The sequence below is a fragment of the Leucobacter albus genome (assembly GCF_039528015.1).
Lineage (GTDB): Bacteria > Actinomycetota > Actinomycetes > Actinomycetales > Microbacteriaceae > Leucobacter > Leucobacter albus.
In genome coordinates this window covers 56,417-71,401 of record NZ_BAAAKZ010000004.1, presented here as the reverse complement: position 1 = coordinate 71,401, position 14,985 = coordinate 56,417, and the positions used below count along the sequence as shown (strand labels likewise).

The 14,985-nt window shown below is 69.2% G+C and carries 12 protein-coding genes and 1 tRNA gene; 8 read left to right on the top strand and 5 right to left on the bottom strand.

From position 1 onward, the window contains the following. Window positions 1-19 precede the first annotated feature (19 nt). From ABD115_RS07945 to ABD115_RS07935, 3 genes are all read right to left on the bottom strand, one after another. Window positions 20-535, bottom strand: a complete 516-nt coding sequence (locus ABD115_RS07945) for a methylated-DNA--[protein]-cysteine S-methyltransferase (RefSeq protein ID WP_343960021.1) — start codon at window positions 533-535, stop codon at window positions 20-22. Window positions 536-566: 31 nt separating this feature from the next. Next, window positions 567-640: transfer RNA gene (locus tag ABD115_RS07940), tRNA-Gly, on the bottom strand. 90 nt (window positions 641-730) lie between these two features. After that, window positions 731-2,047: a serine hydrolase domain-containing protein gene (locus ABD115_RS07935; protein WP_343960019.1), complete on the bottom strand. Its 1,317-nt coding sequence runs from the start codon at window positions 2,045-2,047 to the stop codon at window positions 731-733. A 91-nt stretch (window positions 2,048-2,138) separates the two neighbouring features. Here ABD115_RS07935 and ABD115_RS07930 point away from each other — a divergent pair, with 91 nt between their 5' ends. Further along, on the top strand, window positions 2,139-3,209 hold the full coding sequence (locus tag ABD115_RS07930; protein WP_343960090.1) for a biliverdin-producing heme oxygenase: 1,071 nt from the start codon (window positions 2,139-2,141) through the stop codon (window positions 3,207-3,209). A 35-nt stretch (window positions 3,210-3,244) separates the two neighbouring features. Here the strand turns inward: ABD115_RS07930 and ABD115_RS07925 are convergent, their stop codons facing one another. Both ABD115_RS07925 and ABD115_RS07920 read right to left on the bottom strand, forming a co-directional pair. After that, entirely contained in the window at window positions 3,245-4,054 is an 810-nt protein-coding gene (locus ABD115_RS07925; protein WP_343960016.1) for a response regulator, read from the bottom strand. Further along, window positions 4,051-5,529, bottom strand: coding sequence for a sensor histidine kinase (locus ABD115_RS07920; protein WP_343960013.1), 1,479 nt, complete (start codon window positions 5,527-5,529; stop codon window positions 4,051-4,053). Before ABD115_RS07920 ends, ABD115_RS07925 begins: the two co-directional genes overlap by 4 nt. A gap of 256 nt (window positions 5,530-5,785) precedes the next feature. Between ABD115_RS07920 and ABD115_RS07915 the strand changes: the two genes are divergently transcribed. The 7 genes from ABD115_RS07915 to ABD115_RS07885 all read left to right on the top strand — a co-directional run bounded on the left by ABD115_RS07915 (window position 5,786) and on the right by ABD115_RS07885 (window position 14,985). After that, a complete protein-coding gene (locus ABD115_RS07915) occupies window positions 5,786-6,685 on the top strand; it encodes an ABC transporter ATP-binding protein (protein WP_343960011.1) in 900 nt (299 codons plus the stop codon). Further along, on the top strand, window positions 6,682-7,878 hold the full coding sequence (locus tag ABD115_RS07910) for an ABC transporter permease (RefSeq protein ID WP_343960009.1): 1,197 nt from the start codon (window positions 6,682-6,684) through the stop codon (window positions 7,876-7,878). Before ABD115_RS07915 ends, ABD115_RS07910 begins: the two co-directional genes overlap by 4 nt. Before the next feature lie 519 nt (window positions 7,879-8,397). Next, window positions 8,398-8,775 carry a GntR family transcriptional regulator gene (locus ABD115_RS07905; RefSeq protein ID WP_343960007.1) on the top strand — a complete coding sequence of 126 codons (378 nt, stop codon included), beginning with the start codon at window positions 8,398-8,400 and terminating at the stop codon, window positions 8,773-8,775. Between the two features lie 45 nt (window positions 8,776-8,820). Further along, window positions 8,821-9,747, top strand: a complete 927-nt coding sequence (locus ABD115_RS07900; protein WP_343960005.1) for an ABC transporter ATP-binding protein — start codon at window positions 8,821-8,823, stop codon at window positions 9,745-9,747. Then, complete coding sequence (locus ABD115_RS07895; RefSeq protein ID WP_343960004.1) at window positions 9,744-10,454, top strand: hypothetical protein; 711 nt, start codon at window positions 9,744-9,746, stop codon at window positions 10,452-10,454. Before ABD115_RS07900 ends, ABD115_RS07895 begins: the two co-directional genes overlap by 4 nt. 251 nt (window positions 10,455-10,705) lie before the next feature. After that, window positions 10,706-12,292, top strand: a complete 1,587-nt coding sequence (locus ABD115_RS07890; RefSeq protein ID WP_343960002.1) for a methyltransferase — start codon at window positions 10,706-10,708, stop codon at window positions 12,290-12,292. Then, a complete protein-coding gene (locus ABD115_RS07885) occupies window positions 12,289-14,985 on the top strand; it encodes a polynucleotide kinase-phosphatase (RefSeq protein WP_343960000.1) in 2,697 nt (898 codons plus the stop codon). Before ABD115_RS07890 ends, ABD115_RS07885 begins: the two co-directional genes overlap by 4 nt.

The window sequence follows — 14,985 nt, the reverse complement described above, 5'->3', positions numbered from 1 at the left end:
TGGGGTGCGGGCCCGGGCGCTAGAAGAGCCTGCCGGCGACCGCGGCCTCCGGCTCCTCGAGCGCGAGCAGCACGCGCTTGCGCTCGAGCCCGCCAGCGTAGCCGGTGAGCGACCCATCTGCGCCGAGCACCCGGTGGCACGGCACGATGATGCTTACCGGGTTGTGCCCAACGGCCTGGCCGACGCGCTGCGCGAGGGCGCGATTGCCGAGCGCCTCAGCGAGCGCCCCGTACGTCGAGGTCTCGCCGAACGGAATCTTGCCGAGCATGCTCCACACCTGCCGCGAGAACTCGTCGCCGCGGGGCGCAACCGGCACATCGAACTCGGTGCGCTCGCCCGCGAGGTACTCGCGTAGCTGCCTGGCCGCCTGCGTGATCACAGGGTCTTCGGGCTCGTGGCCGAGTGCCTCGCCGATCTCATCGGCCTCTGGAGGGTAGCGGTGGTCGGGGAAGTAGACCCCGACGAGCGCGTCGCCCGAAGCGACAAGCAGCAGCTCGCCGAGCGACGTCTGAACGAGGCCGTGGCGCGTATGCATGCCGCCAAGTGTAACGGGCTGAGAAAAGAAGTGGAGGGGCCGACGGGAATCGAACCCGCGTTCTCAGCTTGGGAAGCTGATGTCTTACCATTAGACGACGGCCCCGAGGGGCGCTACCGGGAGAAACTCCCGCACCACACGAGCGTAGCAGAACACAGCGTGCCGCTCCGAACCGGAAGCGGCACGCCGCGACTTTTAGCCCTCGGGCTCGGCCTCTGGCGCCGCCTGGCAGACCGCGAGCTCGCCGAGGCGGGCGCCCTGATCTTCGGCCGACCACGGCAGCTCAGCGCCCGTGAGTGCAGCGAGTTGGAACGCCAGCGCCTGCGCGAACGTCGCGCCAGCAGACGAGTTGTTCAGCGCGACGACGACCGTGAGACCGGTCTCCGGGTCGGAGTAGGCCGCGGTGAGCGAACCTGTCATGGCGCCGCTGCGGCCCGCGAGCGGCCCAACCTTCTCGACGCCGAAGCCCATCTGCGTGCCAGCGGTGTCGGGCTCGGTCGTCGGCTCGCCCGCCTCGTCGCGCTCGGGGTTGTTCGCGGGGCGGAACTCAGCGACAGCCTTCGCGCCCTGCTCGCCGCCGAAGCCGCCCGAGAGGTACTTCGCGTAAAAATCTTTGAGGTCGGTGACCGTGGTGAGCGTCGCTCCCGCGCCCCGAATCATCGACGGCGACAGCGCCTGCACTTCGGTGACACCGGCATCGCACACGGGGGCGCCACCCGAGCTCGGGTAGGTCAGGGGCTTGAGGCTACCCGCGGGGAGCTCGGTGTCGCTGAAGCTCTTTGGGTAGCTTGTCGCGGTCATGCCCGCTGGCTCGAACACCTGGCGCCGCAGCAGTTCGTCACTGTTCTCGCGCGAGTTCAGCCGAATCGCGCGATCGAGAACGATGGCGTTCGTGTCAGAGAGGTAGACGTTCTTGCCAGGCCACGGCAGCGGCGAGCTCGCGAGGCCGTTGGCGATGAGCTCTTGCTCAGGCCACGGTCGCGTCGGGTTGTTCGCGAACCGGTCGGCGAACGCGGCCTTGTAATCGTCGAGACCAGACGTCTGATCGCAGAGCTGCGCATACGTGACATCGGTGATGCCTGGCTGGCGTGCGAGGTCTTTCTCGACCTTGCGCCCGAGCGCGAGCTGATCTTTGCCGACCATGTCGAGCAGCAGTGCGCACACGACCGGCTGCGCAGCCTGAGCCCCGCGGAAGGTCGTCGCCGCGGTCACGCCGTCGCCGTAGCCGCGCACATAGGCGGCATCGTCGCCCTGCCAGACGCCGACGACGGCCTCGGTCGATCCGCTCAGCGCGAGAGCGTTCGCAACCGCGTCGTCAACCGCTGATGCGAGCTCTTGCGTCACCGTGTTCTGGTCTGAGTTGCCCGACCCGGCGTTGCTCCCGGTGCAGGCTGTGAGGGTGAGCCCCACCACCGCGAGCATGCCAATCGCCGCCAGGGGGCCAACTCGTTTGACTCTGGAAAACACGAAACCGCCAATCTCGACCCGCAGGCGCGCGGGAGCACGAATCACTCGATGATACTCCGTGCCGCTTCCGGTGTGGCTGTGCCCGGCCGACTCCCAGTGTCATTACGGGCGTGAGGAGCATAGAATGAAAGATGTGATGAATTTTGATGCCGCAGTGATTTCTGCCGTTACGGGCCACATGAATGACGACCATCGCGATGACAGCCTGCTGATCGCGAAGGCATTCGGGTACCCCGAGGCGACTGCGAGCACCATGCTCGGCCTCGATGCGCAGGCTGGTCTCTGGCGGGTCACCGACGCCTCGGGCGAGCACGAGCTGCGCGTGGAGTGGCCCGGCGCGCCGATCACGGAGCGCCCCCAGGTGCGCCGCCAGGTGGTCGAGCTCTACAACGCTGCGTGCGAGAAGCTCGGCGTGCCCGCACGCGACGAGCACGCGCCCGCCGAGCAGGCCGCGCACGGCGGCCACGGTGAGCACGGTCACGGCAACCCGCACGGCGCGCACCCGCACGGCCCGCACCCGCACGGTGCACCAGCAGCGCCCGCCGAGGGCGACGGCCCGAAGCCGTTCTCGCGCGTGGTGCGCGAGAGCTCGTGGTCTGACCACTCGAGCAGCGAGGGCGCGAACTTCATGGAAGACATCATGCGCGGTGTCGCCTCGAAGCAGGATTACATCGACCTCGTCGCCCAGCACTACTTCATGTACGAGGCCCTCGAGGAGGCGTCGCAGCTGCTCGCTGCCGACCCCGCGTACGCTGACCTTCACCCCGCGGCGCTCGTGCGCCTCGGCACGCTCGAGGTCGACCTCGAACACCTGCTCGGGGCGAACTGGCGCGAGGAGATTCGCCCGGTGCCGGCGAGCGCTGAGTACGCCGCGCGGATCCGCGAGGTTGCAGCCGAGGGCTGGCTCCCGGGCGTGGTCGCTCACCACTACACCCGCTACCTCGGAGACCTGTCGGGTGGGCAGATCATCGCGAAGCGCGTTGCGCGGCAGCACGGCTTTGAGAGCGCAGGCATTGAGTTCTACAACTTTGCGTCGCTCGGCGACCTGAAGGCGTTCAAGGAGACGTACCGCGACGGGCTCGACCGCATCGGCGAGACCCTCGGCGAAGACGAGCAGCAGCGCATGATCGAAGAGGTGCGCACCGCGTACTCCTTCAACACGGCCGTGTTCGTCGACCTCGCAGCCCAGAAGGCCGCAGCGGCGTAGGTCGCCTGCGGCGCGAGCGGCCCGAGCCGGGTGCGCTAGCCGCGGGTGTGTGCCCACACGACGGCCTGCAGCCGGTCGCGCACGCCGAGCTTTTGCAGCACGTTTGAGACGTGCGTCTTGACCGTCGCCTCGCCGAGGAAGAGCGCCTGCGCGATCTCGGCGTTCGTGTGGCCGCCCGCGAGCTGCAGCAGCACCGCGCGCTCGCGCGGGGTGAGGCCCGCGGCGTCCATGGCGAGTTCGAGGGCCGCTGACTCGGTCAGCGAGGCGGCCTCATCGGCCCCCGTCGCAGCCGCAGGCGTTCGCTCCGGCGCTGGTGCCGTGCCGTTGGCATGCGCCGCGCCGAGGCCCGGCGCCCGCCGAACGCGGCTGAGCACCGCACCCGTAACCTCGGGCCCGAGCAGCGACCCGCCCCCCGCGATCACGCGCACGGCATCGATGAGTTGTTCGGCGCGCGAGGTCTTCAGCAGAAACCCGCTGACTCCCGCAGCGAGCGCGTCGAACAGGTACTCGTCGTGCCCGAACGTGGTGAGAATGAGCACGGCGGGGGCATGAGCGGCCGCCACTGGGGCGGCTGCTCGGGTGGAATCCGGGGGCAGGTGAGACATCTGGGGCCCGAGGATCCGCCGCGAAGCCTCGATGCCGTTCATCTCGGGCATCTCAACATCCATACAAATGACGTCGGGGGCGAGGCTCGCCGCGAGTGCGACCGCCTCGGCGCCATTCGCGGCCTCGCCCACCACCTCGATGTCGGGCTCTGACTCGAGAATGATGCGAAAACCTGAGCGCACCAGCGCCTGATCGTCGGCGATGAGCACGCGGATAGTGGCCTGGGTAGCGGTAGTCACGCGGTTGCCTCTGTCCAATCGGTGAGCGGCACGCGTGCGCGCACCATGAACCCTTCACGCTCGCGGCGGCCCGCCGACACGGTACCGCCGACCGCACCCATGCGCTCGCGCATGCCGCGCAGCCCGAGCCCACCGTCGCCGCTCTCGGGGCTCGCCGCGCGCTCGCCGGTCGACGTGAGCCTGCGAGCGATGCCGGTGTCGCTCACCTCGAGCTCTACGGCATCGCCCATGAAACGGATCCTCACGGAAGCCTCGGCGCCGCGCCCCGCGTGCTTGCGCACGTTGGTGAGCGCCTCTTGGGCGACGCGATACAGCGACACGTCGACCATGAGCGGGAGCGGCCGGGACTGCCCGGCGACGATGAGTGTCGTTGGCACGCCTGCCCCCTGCGACTCGGCGACGAGCAGCGGCAGGTGCGCGATGCCGACGGTGGTCGAACCGCCCTCGGTCTCGGGGGTGCGCAGCGTGTGCACGAGCCGCCTGAGCTCGGTGACCGTCGCGTGTGCGCTGTCTTCGACAACCGCGAGCGCCTGCGCGGCTCGGTCTGGGTCTCGCTCGAGGCTGCGCCGCGCCGCCGCCGCCTGAATGCCCATCACCGACACGTGGTGGGCGACCACATCGTGCAGCTCGCGGGCGACGGAGATGCGGTCGAGGGCCACCGCCTGGGCGGCGCTCGTCTGCCGCTCGAGCTCGAGCTCCCTGCCCTGTGCGACGAGTTTCGCCTGCGTGCGGGCGGCCACCCATGCGCGCTGCCCAAACCAGATCGCGCCGCCGAAATACAACAGGTTGGTGATGATCTGGATCACCGCGTAGGTGGCGAACGCCGAGAAGATACCCGAGCGCGGGGCGCCGAAAAAGTCGTCGGTCGACGACGACGCGATGATGAGCGAGATCACGAGCCAGGTGAGCATCGCGACGGTGATGGCGATGAGACTCCACACGGCGAACGTGCGCCTCGGCTCCCACGCGGTCACCGTGTACATCGCGATGAACAGCGAGATGTTGATGATGAGCACCTCGGGAACCGCGAATTCGCCGCACACGAAAAACCCGATCGCGATGACGATCGCGACGGGAACGGGGGCGATGCGCCTGGCCGCGAGTGGCAGGGTGCAGAGTGCGAGGCCCAGGATCCACACCCAGAGCGCGGGTGGGTCCCCGAACATGCCCATGCGCGCGTAGAGCAGCGACGTGGTGGTCGCGCTGACCGCGAGGGTGAGCGCGAGCAATACGTCGAGGCGCAGCGCCGCGCGGCCGGGGCGGGGCCGCGCCCACTGTGCGCCGACGGGAACCGAATGCGGAATGGCCCAGCTGCGCAGCGTGCCCCGCCAACCGCCGCGAGCGGGCCGGGGCGGTGTCGGTGTCGGTGTTGGTGTCGGTGCTGCGGCGTCTGCCGGTGTTCCGCCAGCTGGTGTTGCCGTGAGCGTCGAGCCCGGCTGGGCGCGCTCGGGGCTCGGCGCGGGCTGTTCACTCATGCTCTAAGCGTAGGCGTTCGCGCGCGGGGCCGCCTCCGTCTGGCGGGGGAAGCGCCGGGCGGTCGCACCGCGGTAGCGCCGGGCGATCGCACCGGGCGGTCGCACCGCGGCTGCGCCTGCGTGGTGCCTTCGCTGTGCCTGCGCCGTGCCTGCGCCGTGCCTGCACCGTGCCTGCGCCGTGCCGCCAGATTCAGTCGGATGGGGGAGGCGCCTCGCCGATCCGCCCCCATAGCCTTGAAGCAACGAAAGGGGCAAGATGATTGAGATCTCGGGAATCTCCCGCAGCTTCGGTGATCGCCTGGTGCTCGACGACGTGAGCTTCGGCGTCGAGGGCGGCAGAATGACGGGGTTCGTCGGGGCGAACGGCGCGGGCAAGACGACGACGATGCGGATCCTGCTCGGCGTGCTCTCGGCCGACCGCGGCGCGGTGAGCCTCGACGGCACCGAACTCACCGCGGCCGACCGCGCGCGGTTCGGCTACATGCCTGAGGAGCGTGGGCTCTACCCCAAGATGGCGGTGCTCGACCAGCTCGTCTACCTCGGCCGGCTGCACGGCATGTCGACCGGCGCGGCGCGCACGTCGGCGAACGAACTGCTCGTGCGGCTTGGCCTCGCCGAGCGCGCCGGAGATACGCTCGAGAGCCTCTCGCTCGGCAACCAGCAGCGCGCCCAGATCGCCGCGGCGCTCGTGCACGAGCCGATCGCGCTCGTGCTCGACGAACCGTTCTCCGGGCTCGACCCGATGGCCGTCGAGGTTGTGCTCGGGGTGCTGCAAGACTTCGCGGCGAATGGGGCGCCCGTGCTCTTCTCGTCGCACCAGCTCGACATCGTTGAACGGCTGTGCGACGACGTCGTCGTGATCGGCGGCGGCAAGATTCGCGCGCAGGGCTCCCGCGAGGGGCTGCGCGCCGAGCACGCCGGTCGGGTCTTCGAGCTCGACCTCGCGGGTGCCGCGGCAGACGCGGGCTGGGTGCGCGAGCAGCCAGGCGTGTCGGTCACTCACCTCGACGGCGGCTTCGCCAGGTTCGAAGCCGACAGCGAAGCGGCCGCGCAGGCGGTGCTCGCGCTCGCCGTGCAGCAGGAATCGACCGCCGTGCGCAGCTTCGCCCCGGTCACCCCTTCCCTCGCCCAGATTTTCCAGGAGGTCATTCGATGAGCGACACACAGATTCGGCCCGCGGGTGTGGGTGGTGCTGGCGGGGCCGCTGGCGGTGCGGCTGGCGGTGCGGCGCAGCGGCAGCTTTCTGCCCCGCAGGGTGCGTGGATCGTCGCCGAGCGCGAGATCATGACGCGGCTGCGCAGCAAGGCGTTCGTCATCTCGACCGCGATTCTGCTGCTCGTGGTGCTCGCCGGCGTGGTGATCGGCGGGCTCGTGTCGCAGAGCGGCGGGTTCGGCGGGCCGACGAAGGTCGCGACCGTCGCGGGCGACGTCGCCGGTGACGGCACCGGCGCGGGGGCGCAGCTGGGTGCGCTCGGCGAGGCGTTCGAGGTGACCGAGGTGGCGGATCGCGCGGCCGCCGAACAGCTCGTGCGCGACGGCGACGTTGACGCGGCAATCGTGGCTGGAGGCGACACCGCGGTGGGCCTCACCGTGATCGCGAACGACAGCCCTCCTGGCGACGTGATTCAGGCGCTCTCGGCCGCACCGGCTATCGAACTGCTCGACCCGAGCGAGACGAGCTTCATGCTCGGCTACCTCATCGCTATGGGGTTCGGCATGGTGTTCTACATGACGGCGATGACGTTTGGCATGACTATCGCGCAGAGCGTCGTCGAGGAGAAGCAGACCCGCATCGTTGAGATCTTGCTCGCCACGATCTCGGCCCGCACGCTGCTCGCCGGCAAGATTCTCGGCAACAGCATTCTCGCGCTCAGCACCGTTGTCGCTGCGCTCGCGCTTGCCTCTGTCGGCATGCTCGCGACCGGGCAAGATATTCTGCTCGGGGAGCTGGGCACAGCACTCATCTGGTTCGGCATTTTGTTCGCGTTCGGGTTCGTGTTGGTCGCGGGGCTGTACGCCGCGAGCGCCGCGCTCGTGTCGCGGCAGGAAGACATCGGCTCGGTGTCGAGCCCCGTGATGATGCTCGTGATGATTCCCTTCTTCTTGATCATCATCTTCTTCGACAACCCGCAGGTGCTCGCCATCATGAGTTACGTGCCGTTCTCGGCGCCGACCGCGATGCCGATGCGGCTGTACTTCGGCGACGCCGCGTGGTGGGAGCCGATCGTGTCGCTCGCGGTGCTGCTCGTGTCGATCGTGGTCGCGCTGTGGATCGGATCGCGTATCTACGAGAACTCCATCATGCGCACCGGTGCCCGCGTGAAGCTCAGTGAGGCTATTAAGGGGTAACCCTTTGGCGCGGCTTCGTTGCTGCTGTGTGAGGCCCTCGGATCTGTGATTCGGGGGCCTTGCTGTGTGTGCTGTGTGCGCTTCGGAGGCTTCGGAGACTTCGGGGACTTCGGGGACTTCGGGGACTTCGGGGGTTGGGGCTTGGGGCTTGGGCCGGGGTCTGCGGTAGCGGGGGTGATCTGCGGTGGATCGGGCCGAGGGCGCGGGTTCGGGGATTTCTTGCGCTGATCGCCTATCTACGGCAGGGCCGGGTGCGCGAGCCTTCGGGCGGTGGGGAGCCGGTTGCCGCGGGCGTGGCTGGGATCGTGGCTGTGGGTGCGGGGGCTCCCGCGATGCTCGGGGCTGCGGTGTGCAGGTGGTCGGGGCGGTTGGGTTGCGGGTGCGGTTGTCGGGGGCCTTGCTGCGTGTGGGGATTGACAAAGTCGCAATAGGCTCGTAGGTTCATTAGTGAAGTAATGAACCAGAGAGGTGGATAGGATGCAGACAGGGAAATCTTGCCCGCGAATGACGAGGTGATGTGTGTTCGAGGACTCAAAGCCGATCTTTCAGCAGATCGCTGAGGGAATCGTCGACGACATTCTGCGCGGTCGCTACGCGGAGGGTGAGCAGGTGCCCTCGACCAACGAACTCGCTGCCTACCTGCGAATTAACCCGGCAACGGCCGGCAAGGGCCTCGGCCTGCTCGTTGACCAGGGCATCCTCGTGAAGCGCCGCGGCATCGGCATGTTCGTCGCAGACGGGGCGGCCGCCCGCGTCGCTGCCGAACGCCGCGAACGCTTCGCCACAGACTTTTTGGCGCCGCTGCTCGCCGAGGCCCGCAACATTGGGCTCGACAGGGAGGCGCTGATTCGCCTCATTGCGGAGTCAGCACCCGCGGATCCGCCACGAACCGACTGACCGCCGGCCGCGCGCCCGGCCAGCCACAACAGGATTGAGAATCACATGACCTACGCGATAGAAGCCCGCGGGCTCACGCGAACCTACGGCGCGACCCACGCCCTCGACGACGTGACCGTGAACATTCGGGAGAACACCATCACGGGCCTACTCGGCCGCAACGGCGCGGGCAAGACGACCTTCATGTCGCTCGCGACGGCGCAGGATCGTCCGAGCTCGGGCGAAGTGCTCGTGCACGGCGAGCAGCCGTTCGAGCACGACAGGGTTCTCGAGAAACTCTGCTTTATCCGCGACAATCAGCGCTACCCCGATGACTACAAGCTCATCCACGCGCTGCGCGCAGCCCGAATCTTCTACCCCAACTGGAGTCAGGAGCTCGCCGACGAGCTCGTCGGGCTGTTTCGCATTCCGAAAAAGACCGTCGTGAAGAAGTACTCGCGCGGGCAGCTCTCGGCGCTCGGCATCGTGCTTGGGCTCGCGTCGCGTGCGCCCGTCACCTTTTTCGACGAGCCCTACCTTGGTCTCGACGCGACAGCGCGCGGCTACTTCTATGACGTGCTGCTGCGCGACTACCAGGAGGTGCCGCGCACGATCGTGCTGTCGACGCACCTCATCGACGAGATGGATCGGCTGCTCGAACGCGTCGTGATTCTCGAGCAGGGGCGCGTGGTGCACGACGCAGACGTCGACGAGCTTCGGAGCGCGGCCCACTCGGTCGCGGGGCCCGCAGGCGCGGTCGATGACTACGTTTCCGGTCGCACCGTGCTGAGCACTCACCGCGTCGGCGGGCTCGCCACGAAAGTTATCGAGGGCGGTGTCACCGCGGAGGATCGCGAAGCTGCGCTCGCCGCAGGCCTCGAACTCGGCCCGGTGACCCTCCAGGGGCTCGTCTCTGCCTATGGGGTTGACCGTGATGAAAGCCCCGCCAGCGTAGTCAGGGGCGCGGCTCGCGAGGAAAGGGCAGGCGCATGAACCGCATCTTCAAGGTGACAAGGCTGCACCTCAACAAACCGCAACTGATGTTCAGCGCGCCAGCGCAGATCGTCGGCGCTGTGCTTATCATGACCGCGCTCATCGCAATCGTGCTGCAGCGCGCGGGCCTCGACCCGTCGCAGCCCGACTTCGTCGAGGGCGCGCGCATGAACTCGGGCATGATTTGGGCGCTGCCCGGCTTTCTCATCTACTACGGCGTGCAGGCCGTGGCAACGACGTATCCGTTCGCGCTCGCGCTTGGTGCCTCCAGGCGCGCGTACGTGCTGGGCACCGCGATCGCGAACGCCATTCTCGCCGCCTTCCTCACCGCACTCATGCTGGTGCTGCTCGGGCTCGAGCTCGCGACGAACCACTGGTTCGCAAATATCTACGCGCTCGACGTCTACCTGCTCGGTGCCGGCGACCCGCTCGTGCTCGCGCCGACAGTGTTTCTCATCGCGTTCGTGTCGATGAGCATCGGCGGGTACTTCGGTGCCGTGTGGGTGCGGTTCGGAAGCAAGGGGCCGACGATCTCGGCGATCGGCCTCGGGCTGGTGCTCGTGGTGCTGCTGCTCGTCTTCGTGCCGCAGGCTGGGGAGATCTTGGCCGCGGTGACCCGGCCGGTGCTTGCCGCGGTGGCCGTTGGGGTTGCACTGCTTGCGCTGCTTGGGACCTGGCTGGCGATGCGGCGGGCCTCGGTGCGGTAGGGGTGCTTGGTGCTTGGTGCCGGTGCTTGGCTGGATTTTTCTGCGGTAGATCGGTGAACTGCGGTTCGTAGGTCGAAAGCTTGAGGTTTTGGCCTGGGGAGTGCGGATCTGGTCTGATTGGGCAGGTGCAGGTGCAGGTGCAGGTGCAGGTGCAGGTGCTGGTGCTGGGGTGAGGCGCCTCGGGTGAGGCACTGAGCCTCGGTTAAGGGGTGGCAGCACGAGGCGACAACGGTGCGTGCAACAATGGGGCTGTGTACTTGACGCTGAGCACCACCACCGAACCTGTCGAAGACCTCACGTACCTGCTGCACAAACACCCCGGTCGAGCGCACACGCGCAAGCTGTCGGTGGGGGCGACGAGCGTATTCTGCACCGAGCTGAGCGATGTGCGCTGCACCGTTGCGCTGCTGCTCGAGGTCGACCCGATCGGGCTGCTGCGCGGGCAGGGAGCGGCGCTCGAGAGTTTCACGCTCGGCCAGTACGTGAACGACAGGCCCTACGTTGCGTCGTCGCTGCTGACGGGAGCGGTTCGCGGCGTGTATGGCACGGCGCTCGCCGGTACCTGCGACGCGCGGCCCGAGCGAGTGAACGTGCCGCTCGACCTCGAGGTGCACCTGCCGACCGTGGCCTGCGCCGACGGCCAGCAGCTCATCGAGCGACTCTTCGCCCCGCTCGGGTGGCGGGTCGAAGCGGGGGCGCTGCCGCTCGACCCCGAGGTGCCGGAGTGGGGCGACGCGAACATCTTCGACGTGCGACTGACAGGTACCGCCGTGCTGCAGCACGCACTGCAGCACCTCACGGTGTTGCTCCCCGTGCTCGACAACGCGAAGCACTACTGGGCAGACCAGACTGAGCCAGAAAAGCTGCTGCGGCACGGCGGGGGCTGGCTCGGTGACCACCCCGAGCGCGAGCTCATTCTGCGGCGCTTTCTGCGGCACCAGCGAGACCTCATCGAGGCCACGGAGGAGGCTGCGAGGGAAGCCGCGAAGGGAGCCGCGGAGGAGGCTGCGAAGGGAGCCGGGGAGGAAGCCCCGGGGCGTGCGGAGGCAGGTGCGCGTACAGGTCCAGGCCCGGCCGCCGGCTCCGGCCTCGGCTCAGACTCCGAAACCGGCCCCGGCTCAGACCCTGGCTCCGGCCCCGGCTCAGGCCCCGCGCCAGCGCCCGCGGTTCGCGCACCCTCCCTCGCCACGCAGCGGCGCGACGCCGTGCACGCGCAACTCACGAAGCTCGGAGCCGCGAGCGTGCTCGACATGGGCTGCGGCCAGGGCGCGCTGCTTGCCCCGCTCGCCCGCGATCCGCGCATCACCAGGCTCGTCGGCGCCGACGTCTCGGCGCGCGCCCTCGACCAAGCGGCACGCAGGCTCGGGCTTGAGAGCGCGCCCGACGCCCTGCGCAACAAAGTGGGGCTCATTCAGGCCTCGCTCACCTACCGCGACGACCGCCTCGCAGGCTTCGACGCGATCGTACTCATGGAGGTTATCGAGCACCTTGACCTCGAACGGCTCCCCGTCGCCGAGCGCACGGTGTTCGCCGACGCGCGGCCGAAGCACGTGCTGGTGACGACGCCGAACGTCGAATACAACGCCGCCTACCCCGGGCTCGCCGCCGGCGAACTACGCAACCACGATCACCGCTTCGAGTGGACCCGCGCTGAGTTCTCGGCGTGGGCCGAACGCGTCGCGTCGGCCCACGGCTACTCGGTAGAGTTCGCGGGCATCGGGCCCGAAGACACGGCGCTCGGCGCGGCCACGCAGCTCGCGGTCTTCAGTCGCGAAGCGGGCGCGGGGGCTGGCGGCGAGGCGCGATCCACCGCGATGCCGCAGGGAGGGGCAGCATGACCGAAATCTCCGTTCCCGAGGTCGCCCTCGTGCTGCTCGTTGGGGCGTCTGGCTCGGGCAAGAGCAGTTTCGCGCGCGAGCACTTCGGGCGTTACGAGACGGTGTCGAGCGACGAGTGCCGTGGCATCGTGTCGAACGACCCCAACAACCAGGCGGCGACGCAGCCCGCGTTCGAGCTGCTCCACACGATCGCGGCGAAGCGCCTCGCGGCGGGGCTGCTCACCGTCATCGACGCGACGAACGTGCAGCCCGACGCGCGCGCCTCGCTCATCGCGCTCGCGAAAGACCACGACGTGCTCCCCGTCGCGATCGTGTTCGACCTCGCCGAGGCGGTGCTCACCGAGCGCGACGCCGCCCGCGCCGACACCCCGCGCGGCGCCAAGGTGATTCGCCGGCAGCAGGGCCAGTTGCGCCGCTCGATGCGCGGCCTCAGGCGGGAGGGGTTGCGCGGCGTGCACGTGCTCAGCACGCCAGAAGAGGTCGCATCAGTGCGGATCACCAGACGCAAACTCCTCACCGACTTCCGCGACGACCACGGCCCGTTTGACGTGATTGGCGACGTACACGGCTGCCTTGCCGAGCTCGAGGAACTGCTCGGCGCACTCGGCTACGCGATCGTGCGTGATGACGCGGGGCGGGCGGTCGACGCGACCCACCCCGAGGGGCGCCGCGCGCTGTTTCTCGGCGACCTCGTCGACCGCGGCCCAGACTCGGCCGGCGTGCTCAGGCTCGCGATGGGCATGCACAAGGCTGGCCATGCGCTCGCGGTGCCCGGCAACCACGAGGAAAAGCTCGTCGCCGCCCTCGATGGCAAACGAAAAACGCTCACCCACGGGCTCGCAGAGACCATGCTTGAGCTCGCGGGCGAGAGCGACGAGTTTCGGCGCGAGGTGCGCGACTGGGCGCACGGGCTCGTCTCGCACCTCGTGCTCGACGACGGGGCGCTTGTCGTCGCCCACGCCGGGCTGAAAGAGGCGTACCACGGGCGCAGCTCGGGTCGCGTGCGGGCCTTCGCGCTCTACGGCGATACGACGGGCGAGGTCGACGAATACGGGCTGCCGGTGCGGCTCGACTGGGCCGCGGACTACCGCGGCAAGGCCATCGTGCTGCACGGGCACACCCCCGTCGAAAAGGCCGAGTGGTTCAACAACGTGATGTGCCTCGACACCGGCTGCGTGTTCGGCGGCAAGCTCTCTGCGTTGCGCTACCCCGAGCGCGAGCTCGTGCAGGTTGCTGCGCTGCGGCGGTATGCCGAGTCGATCAGGCCGCTTGCGGCGCCGCGGGGGAGTGTGGCGGATCGCGCTGGTGCTGGTGCTCCTGGTGCTGGTGCTCCTGGTGCGGGCTCTGCTGGTGCGGGCTCTGGCCTTGAGGGTGCTGCGACCCCGCGTGCTGCGGCCCCGCGCGCCGCCGGCGAACTGCGCGCGAGCGACGTGCTTGGCAAGCGAGTCATCGAGACCTCACTCCACGGCCGCGTCGGCATTCGTGCGGAGCAGGCGGCCGGCGGGTTCGAAACGCTCAGCCGGTTCGCGGTCGCGCCCGCGTGGTTGCCGTACCTGCCGCCGACCATGGCGCCCTCGCCGACGAGCGCGGAGCCCGGGTATCTCGAGCACCCGCGCGAGGCCTTCCGGGTGTTCGAGGCCGCCGGAATTGAGCGGGTCGTCTGCGAAGAGAAGCACATGGGCTCGCGCGCGGTCGTGCTGCTCTGCCGCGACGCCGACGTTGCGGCGCGGTACTTCGGGGGCGAGGGCGCGGCGGGCGGATCGGGTGGTGAGGGCGGCGAAGGTGGCTCGGTCGGGGCCACCGGCATGGTCTACACCCGCACCGGGCGCGCCTTCTTTGACGGCCCGACGACCGAGCAGTTTCTCGCGGGGCTTCGCGCGGCCGTCGACGCTGCCGGGCTGTGGAGCGAGCTAGACACTGACTGGGTGCTCTTCGATGGGGAACTGTTGCCCTGGTCGCTAAAGGCAGGGGATCTGCTGAAGCAGGTCTATGCGCCGGCTGGGGCCGCTGCGCGGTCTGGCCTCGGGGCAGCTGTGTCGGGGCTTTCGGCCGCGGCCGCCCGCGGGGTCGACGTCGCCGCGCTCCAGCAGCGAGCGGCCGAAAGGCTCGCCGACGCCGACGCGTTCACACGCGCCTACCGCCACTACGTCTGGCCGACCGCGGGGCTCGACGGGGTGAGTTTTGCACCGTTCCAGGTGCTCGCAACGCGGGGGCGTGCCCGCTACGGCGATCCGCACCCCTGGCACTTGCAGATCGCCGACCGCCTCGCCGACGCGGCTCCCCAGCTCGTGCGCCGCACGCGGGCGCTCACCGTCGAACCCGCGCAGCCCGCGAGCGTCGAAGCCGGCGTGCGCTGGTGGGAGGAGCTCACCGCGGCGGGCGGCGAGGGCATGGTGGTGAAGCCCGAGCAGTCGGTCGTGCGCGGCAAGAACGGGCTTGTTCAGCCGGGGCTCAAGGTGCGCGGTCGGGAGTACCTGCGCATCATCTATGGGCCCGAATACCTCTCGCCGAAGAACCTCACGCGCCTCCGGGAGCGCGACCTCGGGCGCAAACGCTCGCTCGCTGCGCGCGAGTTCGCGCTCGGGGCCGAGGCGCTCGATCGCTTCGTTGGGGGCGAGCCGCTGTGGCGGGTGCACGAGGCGGTCGCGGCGGTGCTGGCGCTCGAATCTGACCCGGTGGATCCGCGGCTGTAG

What these genes read in the sequence shown, in the direction of transcription:
- ABD115_RS07945 (WP_343960021.1), bottom strand. Translation starts at nt 535, where the DNA reads ATGCATACGCGCCACGGCCTCGTTCAGACGTCGCTCGGCGAGCTGCTG.
- ABD115_RS07930 (WP_343960090.1), top strand. Translation starts at nt 2,139, where the DNA reads ATGAATTTTGATGCCGCAGTGATTTCTGCCGTTACGGGCCACATGAAT.
- ABD115_RS07920 (WP_343960013.1), bottom strand. Translation starts at nt 5,529, where the DNA reads ATGAGTGAACAGCCCGCGCCGAGCCCCGAGCGCGCCCAGCCGGGCTCG.
- ABD115_RS07915 (WP_343960011.1), top strand. Translation starts at nt 5,786, where the DNA reads ATGATTGAGATCTCGGGAATCTCCCGCAGCTTCGGTGATCGCCTGGTG.
- ABD115_RS07910 (WP_343960009.1), top strand. Translation starts at nt 6,682, where the DNA reads ATGAGCGACACACAGATTCGGCCCGCGGGTGTGGGTGGTGCTGGCGGG.
- ABD115_RS07900 (WP_343960005.1), top strand. Translation starts at nt 8,821, where the DNA reads ATGACCTACGCGATAGAAGCCCGCGGGCTCACGCGAACCTACGGCGCG.
- ABD115_RS07895 (WP_343960004.1), top strand. Translation starts at nt 9,744, where the DNA reads ATGAACCGCATCTTCAAGGTGACAAGGCTGCACCTCAACAAACCGCAA.
- ABD115_RS07885 (WP_343960000.1), top strand. Translation starts at nt 12,289, where the DNA reads ATGACCGAAATCTCCGTTCCCGAGGTCGCCCTCGTGCTGCTCGTTGGG.